At 52.9% G+C, this 16,723-nt stretch carries 13 protein-coding genes; 9 read left to right on the top strand and 4 right to left on the bottom strand.

Going from position 1 to position 16,723, the window contains the following annotated elements:
• The first annotated feature begins 1 nt into the window (after position 1).
• The 3 genes from flgL to SH302x_RS20415 all read left to right on the top strand — a co-directional run bounded on the left by flgL (position 2) and on the right by SH302x_RS20415 (position 3,721).
• Positions 2-1,984: a flagellar hook-associated protein FlgL gene (flgL, locus tag SH302x_RS20425; RefSeq protein ID WP_479364478.1), complete on the top strand. Its 1,983-nt coding sequence runs from the start codon at positions 2-4 to the stop codon at positions 1,982-1,984.
• Between the two features lie 102 nt (positions 1,985-2,086).
• Positions 2,087-2,569, top strand: coding sequence for a flagellar assembly protein FliW (fliW, locus tag SH302x_RS20420; RefSeq protein ID WP_479364476.1), 483 nt, complete (start codon positions 2,087-2,089; stop codon positions 2,567-2,569).
• Between the two features lie 300 nt (positions 2,570-2,869).
• Complete coding sequence (locus tag SH302x_RS20415) at positions 2,870-3,721, top strand: peptidoglycan-binding domain-containing protein (protein WP_479364475.1); 852 nt, start codon at positions 2,870-2,872, stop codon at positions 3,719-3,721.
• 35 nt (positions 3,722-3,756) lie between these two features.
• Here SH302x_RS20415 and SH302x_RS20410 read toward each other — a convergent pair whose 3' ends face one another.
• On the bottom strand, positions 3,757-4,764 hold the full coding sequence (locus tag SH302x_RS20410; protein WP_479364473.1) for an AAA family ATPase: 1,008 nt from the start codon (positions 4,762-4,764) through the stop codon (positions 3,757-3,759).
• Positions 4,765-4,954: 190 nt separating this feature from the next.
• Between SH302x_RS20410 and SH302x_RS20405 the strand changes: the two genes are divergently transcribed.
• On the top strand, positions 4,955-5,158 hold the full coding sequence (locus SH302x_RS20405) for a hypothetical protein (RefSeq protein ID WP_479364472.1): 204 nt from the start codon (positions 4,955-4,957) through the stop codon (positions 5,156-5,158).
• Here the strand turns inward: SH302x_RS20405 and SH302x_RS20400 are convergent.
• Positions 5,155-6,681, bottom strand: coding sequence for a hypothetical protein (locus SH302x_RS20400; protein ID WP_479364470.1), 1,527 nt, complete (start codon positions 6,679-6,681; stop codon positions 5,155-5,157). The genes SH302x_RS20405 and SH302x_RS20400 overlap by 4 nt on opposite strands.
• A 590-nt stretch (positions 6,682-7,271) precedes the next feature.
• Between SH302x_RS20400 and SH302x_RS20395 the strand changes: the two genes are divergently transcribed.
• The 5 genes from SH302x_RS20395 to SH302x_RS20375 all read left to right on the top strand — a co-directional run bounded on the left by SH302x_RS20395 (position 7,272) and on the right by SH302x_RS20375 (position 14,061).
• Positions 7,272-7,904, top strand: coding sequence for a hypothetical protein (locus tag SH302x_RS20395; protein WP_479364469.1), 633 nt, complete (start codon positions 7,272-7,274; stop codon positions 7,902-7,904).
• Positions 7,905-8,261: 357 nt separating this feature from the next.
• Positions 8,262-9,320 (top strand): hypothetical protein, encoded by a 1,059-nt coding sequence (locus tag SH302x_RS20390; RefSeq protein WP_479364468.1) that lies wholly within the window; start codon positions 8,262-8,264, stop codon positions 9,318-9,320.
• 150 nt (positions 9,321-9,470) lie between these two features.
• The gene (locus tag SH302x_RS20385) at positions 9,471-10,808 is read left to right on the top strand and encodes a NupC/NupG family nucleoside CNT transporter (RefSeq protein WP_479364467.1); all 1,338 of its coding nucleotides are present in this window, start codon (positions 9,471-9,473) and stop codon (positions 10,806-10,808) included.
• Positions 10,809-10,901: 93 nt separating this feature from the next.
• Positions 10,902-13,088 carry a S9 family peptidase gene (locus SH302x_RS20380; RefSeq protein ID WP_479364466.1) on the top strand — a complete coding sequence of 729 codons (2,187 nt, stop codon included), beginning with the start codon at positions 10,902-10,904 and terminating at the stop codon, positions 13,086-13,088.
• Positions 13,089-13,629: 541 nt separating this feature from the next.
• The gene (locus SH302x_RS20375) at positions 13,630-14,061 is read left to right on the top strand and encodes a hypothetical protein (RefSeq protein WP_479364464.1); all 432 of its coding nucleotides are present in this window, start codon (positions 13,630-13,632) and stop codon (positions 14,059-14,061) included.
• A 243-nt stretch (positions 14,062-14,304) separates the two neighbouring features.
• On the opposite strand, the gene SH302x_RS20370 is transcribed toward SH302x_RS20375, so the two are convergent.
• Both SH302x_RS20370 and SH302x_RS20365 read right to left on the bottom strand, forming a co-directional pair.
• Positions 14,305-15,273, bottom strand: a complete 969-nt coding sequence (locus SH302x_RS20370) for a mechanosensitive ion channel family protein (RefSeq protein WP_479364463.1) — start codon at positions 15,271-15,273, stop codon at positions 14,305-14,307.
• Between the two features lie 146 nt (positions 15,274-15,419).
• The gene (locus SH302x_RS20365) at positions 15,420-16,415 is read right to left on the bottom strand and encodes a magnesium transporter (RefSeq protein ID WP_479364462.1); all 996 of its coding nucleotides are present in this window, start codon (positions 16,413-16,415) and stop codon (positions 15,420-15,422) included.
• Between the last annotated feature and the right edge of the window lie 308 nt (positions 16,416-16,723).

The following is a 16,723-nucleotide window of genomic DNA, read 5'->3' as shown; positions in this document are numbered from 1 at the left end:
TGTGTCCAACACGTTTTATCCTATCGTTGCCGGCCGTGTCAGTGATTCCTTGAGTCGCACGCGTTCCATGACGCAACTCCAGCAAAATCAAGCGGACATCCAAAGGCTTAGCGATCAACTTTCTTCCGGCCAACGCTTTGTAAGACCCAGCGACGATCCAGCGGCCGCCATTCGCGTCCTAGCGTTACAACGACAACAAGAAAACCAAAAACAGTCGCTGGTCAACTTAGACGCTGCTAACAGTTATCTGTCCGTCAGTGAAACGGCGCTGGGAAATTTGACCGATACACTGCAGCAGGTTAAAGGCATCGCGTTAGAAGCGGTGACAAACATCTCGACAGAAGCCGATCGCAAGTCACTGGCCATTCAAATCGATGACCAAATCAATCGTCTACTGGCCATCAGCAACCAACAATTCCAAGATCGCTTCTTGTTCTCAGGAGGCTTAGTCCGGCAACAACCATTTGCCAAATCGTCCAATGGTATTGAGTTTCTGGGCAACAGCCTGACTCTAGAAACCTTTGGTTTACAAGGCACACTCGTGCCTCACAGCGTCGCGGGGTTGGAGGCCCTGGGCGGTGTCTCCGATGGTGTGGTAGGACAATCCGATCTCAGCCCAACAATTACGCCCCAAATGCGGCTCAACTTGCTCAATGGTGGCGCAGGGGTCACCCCAGGAGCTGTCCAGTTTTCGGACGGAACATCGATTGCTCAAGTCGATCTTGCTGGGACCGTTCGCGTTTCGGACGTGCTGGATAAGATAAATGGTATGGAAATCAATGGTCGCGCGATCTCTGCGACACTCACCACCAACGGAATTCAGATCGACTACGCCGACGGTGCTGGCGGCGTGTTGCGAGTCACCAATGTTGGCTCCAGCAATGTCGCCACGGACTTGGGAATCGAAACGACAACACCTGCTCCCAACCTGCCGATTGTTGGCAACAATCTTCGACCTTCGATAACGCCTGCCACGCAATTGAGCGAACTGTTTGATGGAGCGGGGCTGAGCACTGCGGGTGGAATTACGATTCGACAAGGAAGCGTCGATTATGCAATCGATATCTCCGGAGCACAAACCATCGAGGATGTCCTGCTGCGCATTAGAAACTCAGGCGCCAAAGTCGAAGCGTCTATTTCACCCGACGGTAGACGTCTTCAGATTCAATCCAGGCTAAGTGGCGTAGACTTTTCTATCAGTGAACTTGGCGGCAATACCGCCGCACAACTTGGTTTAAAAACCTTTCACGGCGATCTCAGACTCAGTGACCTGAATCACGGTCAAGGGATCTTTCGCGGGGAAGGGAATGATCTCGATTTCACTCGGTCCGATGGCACCACATTTTCCGTCAATCTTAACAGTGCGATTACCGTCAATGATGTTGTGTCGATCATCAACAACCACCCTGACAATCAAGATCCCGCTTTGGCGATCACGATTAGCATCAATCCCGCTGGCAACGGATTTGTGCTGAGTGCAGCGGAGCCCGTTGCACCCGATGTGGGAACGCCGATCCTCGTTCGCAATTCAGGTGGATCTCAAGCGGCTGTTGGACTGGGTTTTGTGCCAAAAGGCCAAAGCGAAGCGGTCGCGTCGTCGGTTGGTGGAGTGTATAGCCTGAGCGGTCACGATCCAAATCCGCACGAGGCGAAAGGTATCTTCAATACTTTGCTGAGATTGCGAAACGCAGTTTACGATGGGGACACACCTGCTCTTGAAAGGATTTCTGCTGCGCTTGACGACGACCTCTCCCGCGTTAGCTTGATCCGAGGGCAGATCGGTATCCAACAGCAACGCATTGATTCGCTGCGTGTGGCAAATGAAGATCAGATCATACAGGCGGCCAGCGATCAATCCAAGCTGCTGGATACCGACTACGCCGAAGCGATCGCGGCTTTAAGTGCAAAGCAGATCGCCTATGAAGCCTCGCTCAAATTGCTGGCCGACATGCTCAAAGGGGCAAGTCTTTTCAATTATATCTAGCCATTTTGTCAAAATCTTTCGCTTGGGAAGTCTGTCTGTTCCGATAAAACCGATAACGCGAATTGTTTGAGTGCGTTTAAGATTGAGCCAGAGGACCTAGCCATGCAAATTACTTCTAGCCGCTTCGGGGTGATGAATATCCAGCAAAGCGACATCATTCTGATGCCACATGGACTCATCGGTTTCGAATCGTCACGCCACTGGGTCTTGTTATCCAATCCTCAGAACACCGGCATCGCGTGGTTGCAATCAGTTGCATTAGCACATGTCGCGGTTCCCGTCGTCTCGCCACGTCGCTATGACGAGAACTACCGCGTCCATGTTGCCCAGCGTGATCTGGTTCCTCTGCATCTGCGTCCTAACGACTCGATCTATGTCTTAGGGGTTGTCAGCCGAAACAACGGAATCTTGACCGCGAATCTTAAGAGCCCGATTCTGCTCAACGCCACGCGTCAAGTTGCCGTGCAAATTATTACGACCGACGCTCAAGTGCTCGCGTTGCCGATCGGAACTGTGACAGCGTCTCAAATGGCAGCGGTACCAGCCGCAACGCCTGCCACCACACGCCGTCGCCAAGCGGCTTAAGCCGGGGGCGAGAGGCTGCATCAGGTCGTCAACAGGCCGGTTCGTGCCCAACGTTACTTCTCGCAATTGCGACTCAGCTCGAGGGTTGCGGAGTTCCGCAAAAAGACTGAAATCCTGTAGTTTTCGGGCAACTACCATCGCGACCACGCGACAACTCTTTTCTACGCGGGATCGTCTTTTCCTGGCGGGGCGTGCATTCAATTACGATGGCGTCCCAGCTACCGCGTCTCTCGTTTGCGAGGCGATGAATGAATAGGCGAGCTTTTCTCTCATCCTCACTCCTATCGGGACTATTGAATCATGGCTGACTTACAAATCAAGAAAAGTGTTGGCAAGAATGGCGCCAACAAACACGACGATGTTGTCATCGTTCAAAACCTTTTGAATAAGTTCATCAACGCCAATCAGATGGATATCCCGCCGTTGGTGCCGGATGGGATCGCCGGCAGTTACACTAAGAATGCGATTGGTACCTTTCAAATTCGCTTTCTTGGTCATAAGTCACCTGATAAACGAGTTGATCCAAACGGCCAAACACTGGCATCGCTCAATGGCCCAACCAATCAACCTCAAAAAGGCGATCCACACGATTCGACCCAACGAACGGTCGCTCGCGTCTTGCGCGAAACGCATGTGAATCGAGTTCGCTTTACCTTGGGTACTGACGTATTTGAGCCATCGGATTTTACGAACATCGCCGATCGCTTTGAGTCTCGATTTCTGGTCGCTTACTATGATCCTAGCCAAGGGCAAAACGCCGAATACTTTCACAGAAACGACGGCGACAAGCTGCGGGGTTACATGCTGGTCGGCTTTCCTGAGGCAGTTACCCCCACTCAGAAATCGATCATCCTTCACGAAGCGACTCATGCTGGTTGTGACGCGCGAGCGGCGATGATGATGGTTGACCGAGCTGAAGCGATCGCCCATTTGGCTCAGGCAATTTTTTATCATGCCATGACAGGCCAACCGTTGCGAGTGGCTAACACGGCCACGACAGATGTCTTGAGTCACTGCACGAATATTGCGATCAAGCTGCGAATGAACAATACCACCATTGTGAGCAATGAGGATCGCAATCGATTGATGACATTGGTGAGACGCTTGCCCACAGTGCAAGAGAATACAGGTTTCTTCTACGACGGCGTTTAAGGTTCGGCCCTTCAGGCCGATGTAAAGCCACGCTGCTACTTGTCGGCTTTCTCGCTGACGTTCTCTAGCAGTTGCAGCAGGACTTGGTCGGTTTCAAGACCTTCGGCTTGCGCTTCAAAATTCAATACCACGCGATGTCGCATGGCTGGTAGATATGTGCGACGCACGTCTTCGAATGCAACATTGAAGCGGCCGTCGAGCAATGCTCGAACCTTGGCTGCCAATGCAATCGACTGACCAGCACGCGGACTACTGCCCCAGCGTATATGTTGATTGGTCGCTGGCATCGCATAAGGGCCCTCAGGATGAGTAGCCAGCACTAGCCGCGAGATGTAGTCGCGCACATGCGGCGCCAAGATCACTTGGCGGACCAAAGCTTGCCAGCGTTTAATCTCTTCGCCATTCATCACCTTCTCCGGCGTGATAATCGTGCCCGTCGTCGTTCGCTCGATAATCGTGTTCAGCTCTTCGCGCGACGAATAACCGACCACTAACTTGAACAAGAAACGGTCCAGTTGCGCTTCAGGCAACGGATAGGTACCTTCTTGTTCGATCGGGTTTTGTGTCGCTAATACGAAGAAGGGCTTGCTCAGAACATGTCGCTGACCGCCAGCGGTAACGGTACCTTCCTGCATCGTTTCCAGCAAAGCCGATTGGGTCTTGGGAGTGGCACGGTTAATTTCGTCCGCCAGACAGATCTGCGTAAAGATTGGTCCGCGTTGAAACTCAAATTTACGTCGCCCCGAATCGTCTTCGACAATCATGTTGGTGCCCAGGATATCCGAAGGCATCAGGTCTGGAGTGAATTGGATGCGGTTAAAATCCAGTTGCAAGGTGTCGGCCAGCGTTCGAACCAACATCGTTTTTCCAAGCCCGGGGACGCCTTCCAATAAACAATGGCCACCGACAAAGATAGCGGTCAGAACCCCATGTACGATCTCGTCATGTCCGACAATCACACGCCCAATCTGATCGCGAACTTTCGTATAGCGGGTTTTGAATTCCTCTGCCTCTTGTTGCATTGCGTTAGGGTCCGAACTCATGTTGCTCTCTATGAATGAATGGAAAAGGGCTATAGTTAACGAAGGCAGGCATCGCTGCGACACGTTCAACGAGAGCCTTATCATACTGGAAGCCGCGCCGGTTCGACAGCGGATGAAACATGTAGGCCGTAGGCCGGTAACCAGCACAGCCAACGCCTAGCGCCGGAACTTCGCTCGCTTAAGTTGAATAATGTCACAAACCCAATCGGAGGTGGCTGGTTCGGCTTTGCGCAGTTCCAGCAAGAAGAGAAGCGACCTTGTTCCGGCCTACGAAGAAGCACGGTACAAGCTTCGTTTAACCGCGTGCTCATCGGGCCGCGTCACTGCCGCTGGAGAAGATCCAACGCGGGGCGAAGCCCGCGCGGTTAAACGACGAGCCACGCAAAAACTTTAGCGAAACTGAGTTGCGGGCATTCCAACTTGCTCGGCAGATCGAGTTGGGTAAGTGTTCAACGGCGTCGAGGGTTGAACCGTCAAACTGCCTGCGAACCCTGGACTGGACTGCGATGGCATCGTCGAACTGGCGTACGTGCCACTTGGCGAACTGGGCGGCAAGACACTAGACTGTTGTGGCGATGTACTGTTGGGCATGTAAGCGTAGGGGACGGACCCGCCGAAACCAACGCTGGGGGAAGATACCGACGCTAGGGAAGGGTTCCCTGCCGTATTTCCATTAGGCAGTAGTCGGTTTTCTTGAAACCACGATCGCTTTAACAGTGGGCCGTTGGACTGCAGCCAATTGGTCCAAGAGCTAGCCGTGTATTGTTGCGATGGCTGGCCGGTCGGAGCACTGCTGGCGCTAAAGGATTGAGTCGACGACTGGATTGGGACCAGTTGCGGGTTGGCCGTGGGCGTGGTTGGGGCGGCTCGAAAGGGGTTTAGCGATGCGAGGTTAAAGTTTGACGCGTTGGGGCCTTGGACCAGCGGTTGGCTGTTCGCAGAATAGGCCGACGCCGCTGCGCCATTTGGCAGGGTGTTGTACTGGTACATGCCCGGCGGTGCAATGGTCGGAGAACCAGGATACTGCAACGACGGTATTTGGTTGGACTGCATCGAAAAAGTCGGCGATGCGACCCCCATGGTATTGCCGACTTGATAGCCAAAGGGAACACCTGCTCCCGCGGTCGCTGTGCCTGGGTAAGCGTATTGAGGTGCGGCGGCGATAGGAGTGGTAACGTAGTTGGTGGTCGGCGTGGGCGATCCATTGGCCATAGCGGCCGTCGCCATGGGCTGGCCAGCACGCGGTCGGTCTACATATTTTGAGCGGCTTTCGGTAACCTGCACTAGCTTGGGAACTTGGACCGGAATGTCTCGCTGAACATATTTCTGAACCGAGACCGGCATGCTCACGACGCGGTTGACCGGAAGGTAGTCGACTTTGGGGACGTACTGGGCGGAGGGTTGACCGCTGGAGAATGGATTCCAGGCGTTCGGTGTCTTTTGCGATAATTGATAAGACAGGACTGGCACGTATTCCACCCGGGTGACCTGTTGTGTTTCGGTCTGCGTTTCTGGGACCCAGCGTTTCTCCAGCTTTTCTTCCAGCTCCCATTTGGTGCCTGGCACCGATTCGGTTTCCACGAACCGGTCATAGATGATCCCATTGCGAGGATCGACGAACGAGTAGATCGGTCGGCTCCAGTCATTCTGTTGGCTAGCACCGGGCGTTGCCGCGGTCGCAGTAGCAGATGGCGCGGAGGGCGACAACGACTGGTTGACCACGGCGTTGGGCACGAGTTGCCCTTGGTTCTGAGGCGGCAGCACGCTGGCGTTGGAGTAATCCTGAGGCGGAATAGACGCTGCGTTGGGCATGGCGGCGGGCATCGCAAACCCCTGCCCATAGGCTGGAGAAGCGGCAGCGATGGCTGATAGCAGGCCGCAACTGGTGGCAAGTGCAATTCTTTTAGTGCGGTGCATTGACGCAATCCTTGATGACAGGCAGCCTTACGCGACGCTCCTGCAACGCTGGCAGTTGGTGGGGGCTGCCAGGCGATAGAGTGAGGCTCGCTAATGGCTCAAGGTGGTACTGTTTTCTGCCCGGCGAACGCAAGAGCGACTTGATTTTTCGAGAAAAACGACCGGCATTTTGATACGCGATTGGGCAAGCGGGACCGTCCAGCCAGCGTCGTTCTCAGCGCGGCATCGGCTGGCTGCTGGGCAAAGGAAGGCCCCTTGGCGACGATTGGGGGGACCAGCAAGCTCCATTCTTCCAGTGTCAGCGAAGATCGGATGCCTTCGGAAAGTCAATCTGGGCAATTTGTGCGGATTGTGACGAAATTGCAGCATTCCGCCCGAGGGTCAGTTGACAGTGTCTGATCTATTGATAGCCTACAGGGAATTCGAGCGTTTTACGCAGATTGCCCAGTCGCTACAAATTGACATTTGGCGGTCTGACGGACGTCGATTGCTCGGGGCAAGGGGCTTCGTCGCGGTGACGTAGTTACCCATAAGAGTTCAGAATCATTGATGTGAGCGCCCCATAGTCCTTTGTGTCGGGAGAAGATTGAATGAACCGATTGTTCAAGGTTGTGCTATGCACGCTTGCTGTCGCTGGTTTTGCGATGGTCGGAACAGCAGAAGCTGGTTGCGGTGGTGGATTGTTTGCAAAGCTACATGCTAAGAAGGCATGTGGTGGACCTGCTGCAAGCGATTGCTGTGGTCCAGCAGTTGTTGAAGAATGCTGCCCTCCAGCTCCAGTAGCTGATTGTGGTGGTAGCAAAGGCGGCTTGTTCGCCAAGCTGCACGCTAAGAAGGAATGCGGCGGTGGCGGTCTGCTAGCCAAGCTGCACGCTCGCAAGAGCAAGTGCGGTGGCGAGCCAGCACCAGTATGCTGCGAAGAGCCAGCACCAGTATGCTGCGAAGCTCCAGCACCAGTATGCTGCGAAGCTCCAGCTCCAAGCTGCGGTTGCGAAGCACCAGCTCCAAGCTGTGGTTGCGAAACAGTTGCCGCTCCAGCAGCCGATTGTGGCTGTGGTACTTCCATGGTTTCCTACGGCACACCTGTTGTCGAAGGCTGCACCACTTGTGGTAGCACCGTTGTCGACGGTGGCGTTATCGAAGCCGGTAGCAGCGTTCCGCCAGCACCAGCAGTTGATCCCGCTGCAGATGCTCCTTCCGCTAGCGACGCTCCAAGCGCTTAGTTGATGCTCTACGAGTTTTTACTCGTACGCACCACACAATTAAAATCTGAAAAAGCCGTACATCGCAATCTTGTGATGTACGGCTTTTCTTTTTTGACGCTGACTATTGTCATCGCGGGGGACCTCTAGAAAGTTGCCTAAATTGATACCTCGACCGAGCTTTTCATTGGCTTCGTAAAAACCGGACGCATGAGCCAAGTCCGATTGGGCGTGGCAAGTTGGTGATCGAGATGAAAGCGTCCCAATGGCAATCGCCAAAACGATTAGACTATAAGTTACTTAGTGAAGCATAGCACTGCTTCATGGTAAGAGAAGTTGAATCATCCAAAGTTCACGAGCCGACATTGCCAGATCATCATGAACTCAATCAAACGATATTATAGTTTACGGTTGCTGATTTTGTCGGTGGTGTTGTTTGGCATTGCGGTGATTGGCAACATATTGATCACTATGTGGCTGGCGAGCTCTCATGGCGAGACGATTGTGCAGTTTGGTATGTTTGCTACCGGTATGCTTGTGACTGAGCTAGGGATGCTGGGTTGCTTGCTTGCCTTCTGGAGAGCCAGTATTGTTCAACGAGGCAGTATGGCGTTGGTGCTGTTGACGATTCTCTGTTCGACGTGGCTGATTGGACTTACTGCTGATGGAAGAACACCAATTCCGCAAGAGCCCCTGTTGGTGATAGTTGCGATTAGCAGTTTGGGTGTAGCGGTCGCTTGGTTTTCGATGGTGGTGCTACAGCGTAGCGCGCATCTAGCTCTACGAGGCGACCGATCTTTGCTATGCTTGCTTGGTTTGCGGCAACCACGTCGATCTTCAAAGAAGCCTGGATACGCGGTGGGTTCTACTGTTGATCACGATTCACAGCGTTACGGCCTGGACTATCTTTTGGTAATGTTCGTTGGGCTGGGCGTTGCATTGTTGGTTGCCAAACTGGTACCCTACTCGAATGTACCAGTGGGCTGGCCCTCACAAATCTTGATGATACTGATCGCCGCCGTGTCCTATATAGTCTATTCTGCATTTCAGTTTTCGATTTGCGCCAGCATCATGTTATCGGGCAGAAGCCTGTTTCGACGACGACGCAGTTTACTCCGTTTGGGATGGAAGATCTTCGCCATGGTCGCGGCGCTGGTGGTCGTGAACCTCAGTAATTGGTGGTGGATTACCCCGACCAACGGAAGGGTCGACGCTGTTCGTTACTCGACGCTGTATACACTAGGTTTAGTCTTATCCGCGTTGCCTGTGCTCTATTTGTATCGACGTGCGGGGCTGCGTCTGACAAGTGGGTTTGTGCAGCCTGAACCTCGTGACTGGCCAAAGGGCAATTTAGGATCGGCGCGTAGGGACACCGGATCGTCTGGGGCGGAGTCGGGCGCTAAGCCTTCTGCGTTGGACGATTGGGACATAGAGTAGCGGCTCTAGAAGGTCGGTGATTCGAAGACAAGTTCTCTGAAAGCCGTCGTCCAACCGTTGGCCAAACCGCAAGAATGTCGTACAGTATCCCCTGTCAGTTGGCGGACTTGCGGTTCTCGAAAAGTCATTTTTGAAAAGGTTTGCGCTTTCATGCTGCTTGAAAAATCCATTAGCTTCGTCGGACTCATATTGTTGATGTTTGTGGCGTGGGCGATTGGAGGTTTTAAGCGAGAGCTGTCTTGGCGAATCATCGTGGGCGGAGTTCTGCTGCAATTCGTAGTCGCTTTAATCTTGCTGAACGACTATGTCCGTGAGCCTTTGTTCAAAGCTTCTGAAGGCTTTGCGGCCGTCATTGGCCAGTGCTCCAACGCGGGAGCGGACTTTTTGTTCGGCATCAATGGCCAATCTCCGGCAGACGCCAGCACAACCGCTGGTACGCTCAGTCGCGGCAGCTTGTTGGCCACCTTCGCCTTTGGAGTGCTGCCGACAGTCATCTTTTTTTCATCGCTGATGTCGGTGCTTTATTACTTGGGCGTTATGCAGTGGGTGGTCAAAGGCTTTTCGTATGTAATGCAGTGGACCTTAGGAACCACCGGTGCGGAGACGCTAGCAGCGTCCGCTAACATCTTTGTTGGTCATACTGAAGCTCCGTTGGTCGTGAAGCCCTACATCTCGCGCATGAATCGGTCCGAATTAAACGCGTTGATGACTGGCGGTTTCGCTTCCGTAACGGGTTCGCTGCTGCTGGCCTACAGCAGCTTTGGCGTGGAAGTGGGACATTTACTAACGGCTTGTTTTATCTCTGCTCCAGCATCCTTAGTCGTCGCTAAACTTATGGTCCCTATGCCTGCTGGCGAAAAAGGGGCGGCGGAACTCGAAACCGACGAAAGCGAAAGTGATGTGGCCGATAACGACGCAAAAGCCAACGGTAACATGCCTGCGACGGTGACTCCGATCAATGTCATCGACGCTGCGGCCTCTGGTGCATCGGATGGTCTGAAGATGGCGTTGAATATTGGAGCAATGCTGATTGCATTTTTAGCATTGATCACTCTGGGCAACTGGTTGTTGGGTTCCATTGTGTCACTAGCCAGCGGTGGAGCTTATACGTTGACCTTGCAGCAAGTCATCGGTTACTTGTTTGCACCGTTTGCTTTGTTGGTCGGTATACCCTTTCAAGACATGATTGCAGCGGGCGAGTTGCTGGGTACCAAAGTGATCGCCAACGAGTTTGTTGCGTACGAGCGACTGGGTCAGATGGTGGCCGGTGATGCTCCGTTGATTACGGACCGCACCAGAACATTGATGACCTATGCTTTGTGCGGGTTCTCCAATTTATCGGCCATTGGCATTCAGATCGGTGGGATCAGTGCATTGGCACCTGAGCGTCGCAGCGATATCGCGGCTTTGGGATTCCGAGCGATGCTGGGTGGTCTACTGGCTTGCAACATGACTGCCTGTGTGGTTGGTATCTTGTTGAAGTCATAAGTTCGTAGTCCCGCCTTTAGGCGGAGGTCTTCTATACTTTTTAACGAGTACTGCCGCCTACCAGCTTTTTACCTTCTTGGAAGTGCACTAAATATGACATCGTTTATCTCACACCAGAGTGTCTGGTCACGAACTGTTGCTACTCACTTTTTCGTTTTCCTGTTTGTCTTTTCAAATATGTCGCTCGCTCAAACCGCCTCGCCCGACCAACCCACCCCCAACACCATGAAGATCGAAGACCTTTTTCGCTTCGCACGTGTGGCGGCACCGGACGTCTCGCCTGATGAATCATTAGTGGCTTATCAAGTGACCGAGATAACGGACCCTGCCAACAATGTGACTCGCAGCAACATCTTTATTGCCAAGTTGGACGGTTCGACGCCACCGCAGCAACTGACCAACTTCGGCAAACGCGATTCTAATCCGAAGTTTTCTCCCGATGGCAAGCATCTCTTATTCGAATCAAATCGCACTGGCTCGAGCCAACTGTGGATCATTCCACTTGGGGGCGGCGAAGCGAAACAGCTAACCGAACTTGCAACCGAAGCCAGCAATGCGACATGGGCGCCCGATGGCAACTCGATCGCTTTTGTCAGCTCCGTGTATCCGCAGTACACCGATGGTTCCGATGCTGAAATTGCCGCCAAGAACGCAGAGCATTTAGAGAAGGATGCCAAACGAGTTAGCAAAGTTCGTACAGCGGACCACTTGTTCTATCGCCATTGGGACTCTTACGTCGAAGGCAAACGTCAACATCTGTTTGTATTGAAGCTGAAACGCACTGGCTCTGTGATCACCGCCGATGGTATCCCCCATGACGCCACGCCTGGCAATCGTGACGCCGTGCCGACTTCATCCACGTTTTCCTCTGGCCGCGACTATTGCTTTTCCAGCGATGGTTCTCATCTCATATTTACCGCGACGCCTACTAGCCCTACAGAAGTCAGTGTAGAAGCGTGGAGTACCAACTACGATTTGTGTCGCGTTTCCACTGATAACACCAAGACGCAATGGGAATCGCTGACCGCGCAGAATCTTGCGGCTGATAGTGGACCGCAGATCAGCCCTGACGGAAAAACGCTTGCATGGCGTTCGCAACGCGTGGCTGGTGCAGAAGCGGATCGTTGGCTGCTGTCGACGCAAGCGGTTCAGGCTGACGGTGCGTTGATTGGAAATGCTGTGGAGCACGCTTTGAAGGACGACATATCGGTCGGCGAGTTCGCCTGGGTCGACAATCGCAGTTTGCAGTTCACCACCGAATGGCAAGCGCGACATCGTGTGTACGAGTTGCATTTGGATACGCCTTTGAAACAGGAAATTTTGATCGCCGATAACGTCGGTGGCATCAGCGGTCTTTTTCCGTTGGCGTCCGATGGTTTGCTGTATGCTGAATCGACTTATACTCGTCCCGCTGAGATCTATTTTCGCGATAAGGCAGGCAGCGTCCGTGAGATTAGTTTTGCCAATCGCGAACTGCTTGCATCGCTGCAACTCAGCCAACCGCAATGGACGATGGATGTGAAATTGGAAGATGGTCGCAAGATGCAAATGTGGTTGGTAACGCCGCCAGATTTTGATGCGACGCGAAAGTATCCGACGGTATACATGGTCCATGGTGGTCCGCAGGGAGCGTGGGGCGACGCGTGGAGCTATCGCTGGAATCCGGTTCTATGGGCCGCTCAAGGTTATGTGGTCGCGTTACCTAATCCTCGCGGTTCAACAGGTTTTGGCCAGGAGTTCAGCGACCAGATCTCTGGAGACTGGGGTGGCAAGTGCTATCGCGATCTGATGGCAGGCGCGGACTATGTCGCGGCGCTGCCCTATGTCGATTCCAAACGCATGGCGGCCGCTGGAGCGAGCTTTGGCGGGTACATGATGAATTGGTTTGCCGTGAATACCGATCGTTTTTGTACACTGGTTACGCACTGCAGCGTTTATAACTTTGAAAGCATGTGGGGCACAACGGAAGAGCTTTGGTTCGATGAGTTCGAGCATGGGGGCGTGCCTTGGGATCGTCCGGAGAGCTACCGCAAATATTCGCCCCAAGCTCATGCGGCCAAGATTGGTCAATACCGAACGCCGATGTTGGTCATTCACAATGACCTCGATTTTAGGTGTCCTATTGGACAAGGTATTGAATTGTTCACGACACTGCAGAGGTTGAATGTGCCGAGTCGGTTAGTGAACTTTCCTGATGAAGGGCACTGGGTTACTAAGCCAGCCAATAGCCAAGTTTGGCACGAGGAAGTGTTCGCTTGGTTAGCGCACTATTGCAAGTAAAGCAACCGCTAGAAATTGAATTACCGTACGACGGACTTCCAATTCCGTTGAGTCTTCAACGGACAAGGATGTCCGTTAGTACGTATTCTCAACGGAATCAAGATACTGCGTCGCTTCTCGCAATTTGCGACGTTCGAAAACTTGCGTGCCGGTTTTATTTATCTCAAGGCTCGGCGAAGAGTGCGAAAGCATGGTCTAGATTTGGAGTCGCTAAGCGAATCACTTATGGCAAACGTAGAAGAGGGCCATAAATAATCAATCGAATCCACTACATTTTGAGGTGGTTCGTGAAATTTTTTCGTTTGGTACGCTCCGTGCTTATAGGGCAGGTGTCCTCAAGACACACGGCATCAGGGGTGCGTGCTGTGTCTTGCTAGCCCACAGCAGTCGTTGGTTGTGCTTGGGTAGCGCTTGCAAGTAGCAGGCGATGTTGACGGCCAATCTGTTTACATGAGCTGAACTTTAGATGAGTGCAAAGATGCGAACACAGCAGTGCTGATGTTCATCTTTGCTGGTGGACCGAATGAACAAAGATTTTTCTATGTTGACACAAGGATGTAAAATCGTTTCTCGTGTTGTAAAGCACACACGGCGCTGTACATTCCGTACAGTTACCGATGGCTCTAGCACTATTGATATCGCTGCCGTTCGCTCGATCATCAATGCGGTTGAGTATACGATGAAAAAGCGTAGGTTAGATGGCCATCTCATGGTCTCCATTGTTTCGGACCAAATGATCGAACACAATGGTCAATACTCGCTGTCGGTTTATCATTCTAACTTTCATCATATCGTCGTTGCGGCAGGTTTCCCTCTCACGGGCGATGTCACGCGAGCGGAGTGGCTGGCTGAGTTGCAGCTATCGATGATCTCCCGCGTTATAGAACACGAGATCGATCTATTTGGGCTGGAAGGTCGCGTGGAAATGGATCTGGATGACGATTTCAAAGATGAAGGGTACTGCGACGCGTAGTCGTTGGAGTTGGTCGCCATTCGCAATGCGAAAGTGCGCTACAATCAAAGCCCATTTTGGAGCAAAAGGCCGCCATCAGGTTCAACATCTGGTTCAACGTGTGGCTTGGGCTTTCCAATACAGATAGTATGACTTCGCTTCAGTGGGTTTGCCCCCGACGCAGCTAAATTTGGCTTCCTATGATTTTTGCATCATGTGTTGCTGCGTCGGCGGTAAGTCCATTGCGAGTGCTAGTGTTGAAGCCTAGGCGGCTGGAGCTGATGGAGACGGGCTGCGACGAGGGACGGATCGTCCTTGAAGAGCGTGCTCGATTGCTCGGTCGGCGGAATCAACTTGAACGTCCAATCGCGGGAGTGCAATCTTGATTTGTGCGGCATCCAAGTTGCGCTTGATGGCATAGACAAGTTTATCTCTTGTTACCACAAATTCCTTGGTAGGCGCCCAAACGCGAACTTGCCAGTCAATGGCCGATCCGCCAAAGCCGATCAAAAGCACTTGTGGTTTCTGTTCGTCATTAGCGATCGTGCAATCGGCCAAATCGTTAATCGCTTTCCACAACGCTTCGCGACTTGCATCCATGTTGGCTGAATAGGAAATACCGACAGGTACTTCAACGCGGCGATAGGGATGATACGTGACATTCTCGATGGTGTGGCCTGCGATTGAACTGTTAGGAATGATCAGGCGACGATTGTCCAGCGTGTCGATGGCGGTTGTAAACAAGTCGACTTCGTGAATGCGCCCCGTAACACCTGCGGCGACGACCAAGTCGCCGACTTTGAACGGCCTAAAGACCATCAGCAAAACGCCAGACGCGAAATTCGACAACGTACCTTGAAACGCGAGCCCAATTGCAAACCCCATCGCGGCGATGACGGCAGCAAAGCTAGTCGATCGCACTCCGAAAAGGCTCAGTACGACCAGCAAGCCACAGCCTAGCGTCCCTCGGTAGACCAGCTTTTCGACAAAGCGACCTAAGGTCTGATCGGCTCGTGCACAGATCGGTCTCGAAATGATACGCGCAAGATACTTCGCAACAAAATAGCTGGCCGCCAAGATGCCAAAAGCTTTCAGCGCGGGCACGAGGGTGGCTTCGCCAATCTGAGCCCATGTCTGTCCGTAATACAAAGACTGAATCATGTTCCAGCACTGGTCTAAAAACGAGACGTTCGATGCTGCCTGGGATTCAGGGTTGGCGACTATTTCATCCATGGATATTGTTCAGCTCCGTCGCCCCCCAAGGCACGATGGGGGATTCGATCATCGTTCGGTAGTGACAAATCGCGCAACTCTAGCGCGGAATGTTGGTCTACTTATTAACGAGTATTGGACCTGCGACGGAAGATCACTTCTTAAACTCAGGCGAGAACGATCCGAGCCAGCATAAAATAGATCAGTAGCGTCACCATATCGGTAGTTGCTAAAGCGACGGGGCCTGCCGCGACTTGAGGCTCGCGATTTAGCCAACGCAAGATGTTGGGAATCGCTACGCCGATTACCGCAGCGCAGGTAACCCCGCCGGCGATACCACCAAATAGGCATAGCACAACTTTCCATTCGCCCAGCCACAGTAGCGCGACGGCCGCCACGGCCAGCGCGCTGCACAGCCCCAGCAACATCCCCGTGACCGACTCCAGCCGCAGTTTGTTCAGGATGCTCGCCAGCGTGGGCTGCTTGCCATGCAACGCTTGCAGCGACAAACTGACCGATTGAATACTAACACTTTCCGCCAGCGCTAGTACGACAGGGATGAACAACGCCAGCGACACAACCTTCTTCAATTCCGCCTCAAAGAACCCTGAAATAAACGCAGCCAGTATGCCTCCAGCAATATTCGCAATCAGCCACGGGAAACGGCTGCGAAACGCGGCGACCGACGACGATTGCTGCGAGTCGCTCAAATGCACCCCCACCAACTGAAACAAGTCGTCTTTGTCTTCGCGACGGTCCAGGTCTGCTAGTTCATCGGTGTACAATTCAACGTCGACGATACCGATGACTCGCTTTTGGTCATCGAGCACAGGGAACGCCAACAAGCGATGCATCAGAAAAAATTCGCACGCTTCCAGGACGGTGGCAGAAGCTGGAATCGTCAAAACTTTCGCAACCATGATCTCGCTCAACTCGCTGTGCAAGGGGCTGAGCAGCAGTCGCCGTGTGGGCAATACGCCCAGCAATCGATCTTGATCATCGACCACATAGAAATAAATGATGCGGCCTTCCGGTGGTTTCTGACGGATCTCTTCCAGCGCGCCCTGCACTGATTGCCCTGCGTGTAGCCGGGCGAAATCAGTCCGCATATGCTGCGTTACAGGGTCATTTAGATGCGTGCCGACCGAACTCGATTGTGCCATTCAATACTCCTGCAGTTTACGGGTTGTTCGCCAAGCGTAACGTAGCAAAAGGAACTCGGAAAAGCTATCGCTGTCGTCGATAAAACAAGGACAGGGTCCGACAAGCTGTGTGGTAGATGCTGGTCCTTCTTGAGCACGAGGGACTTTTCCCGGTCAGCAAGGCGCGATGTTTGCTCTGTTAGTCTAATCCAGTGGCAGCCATCGACGCGGTGTACTCGGTGCGCGAACTTCGCTCATCATTTCATCCGACGATTGCGAATGCTTTCTGCTGGATCGTTTTTGGTGTTTAGGTATTTCTCAACAATAAT

This window comes from Njordella calcicola, assembly GCF_056494125.1.
This window is presented reverse-complemented; position numbering and strand designations above follow the sequence as displayed.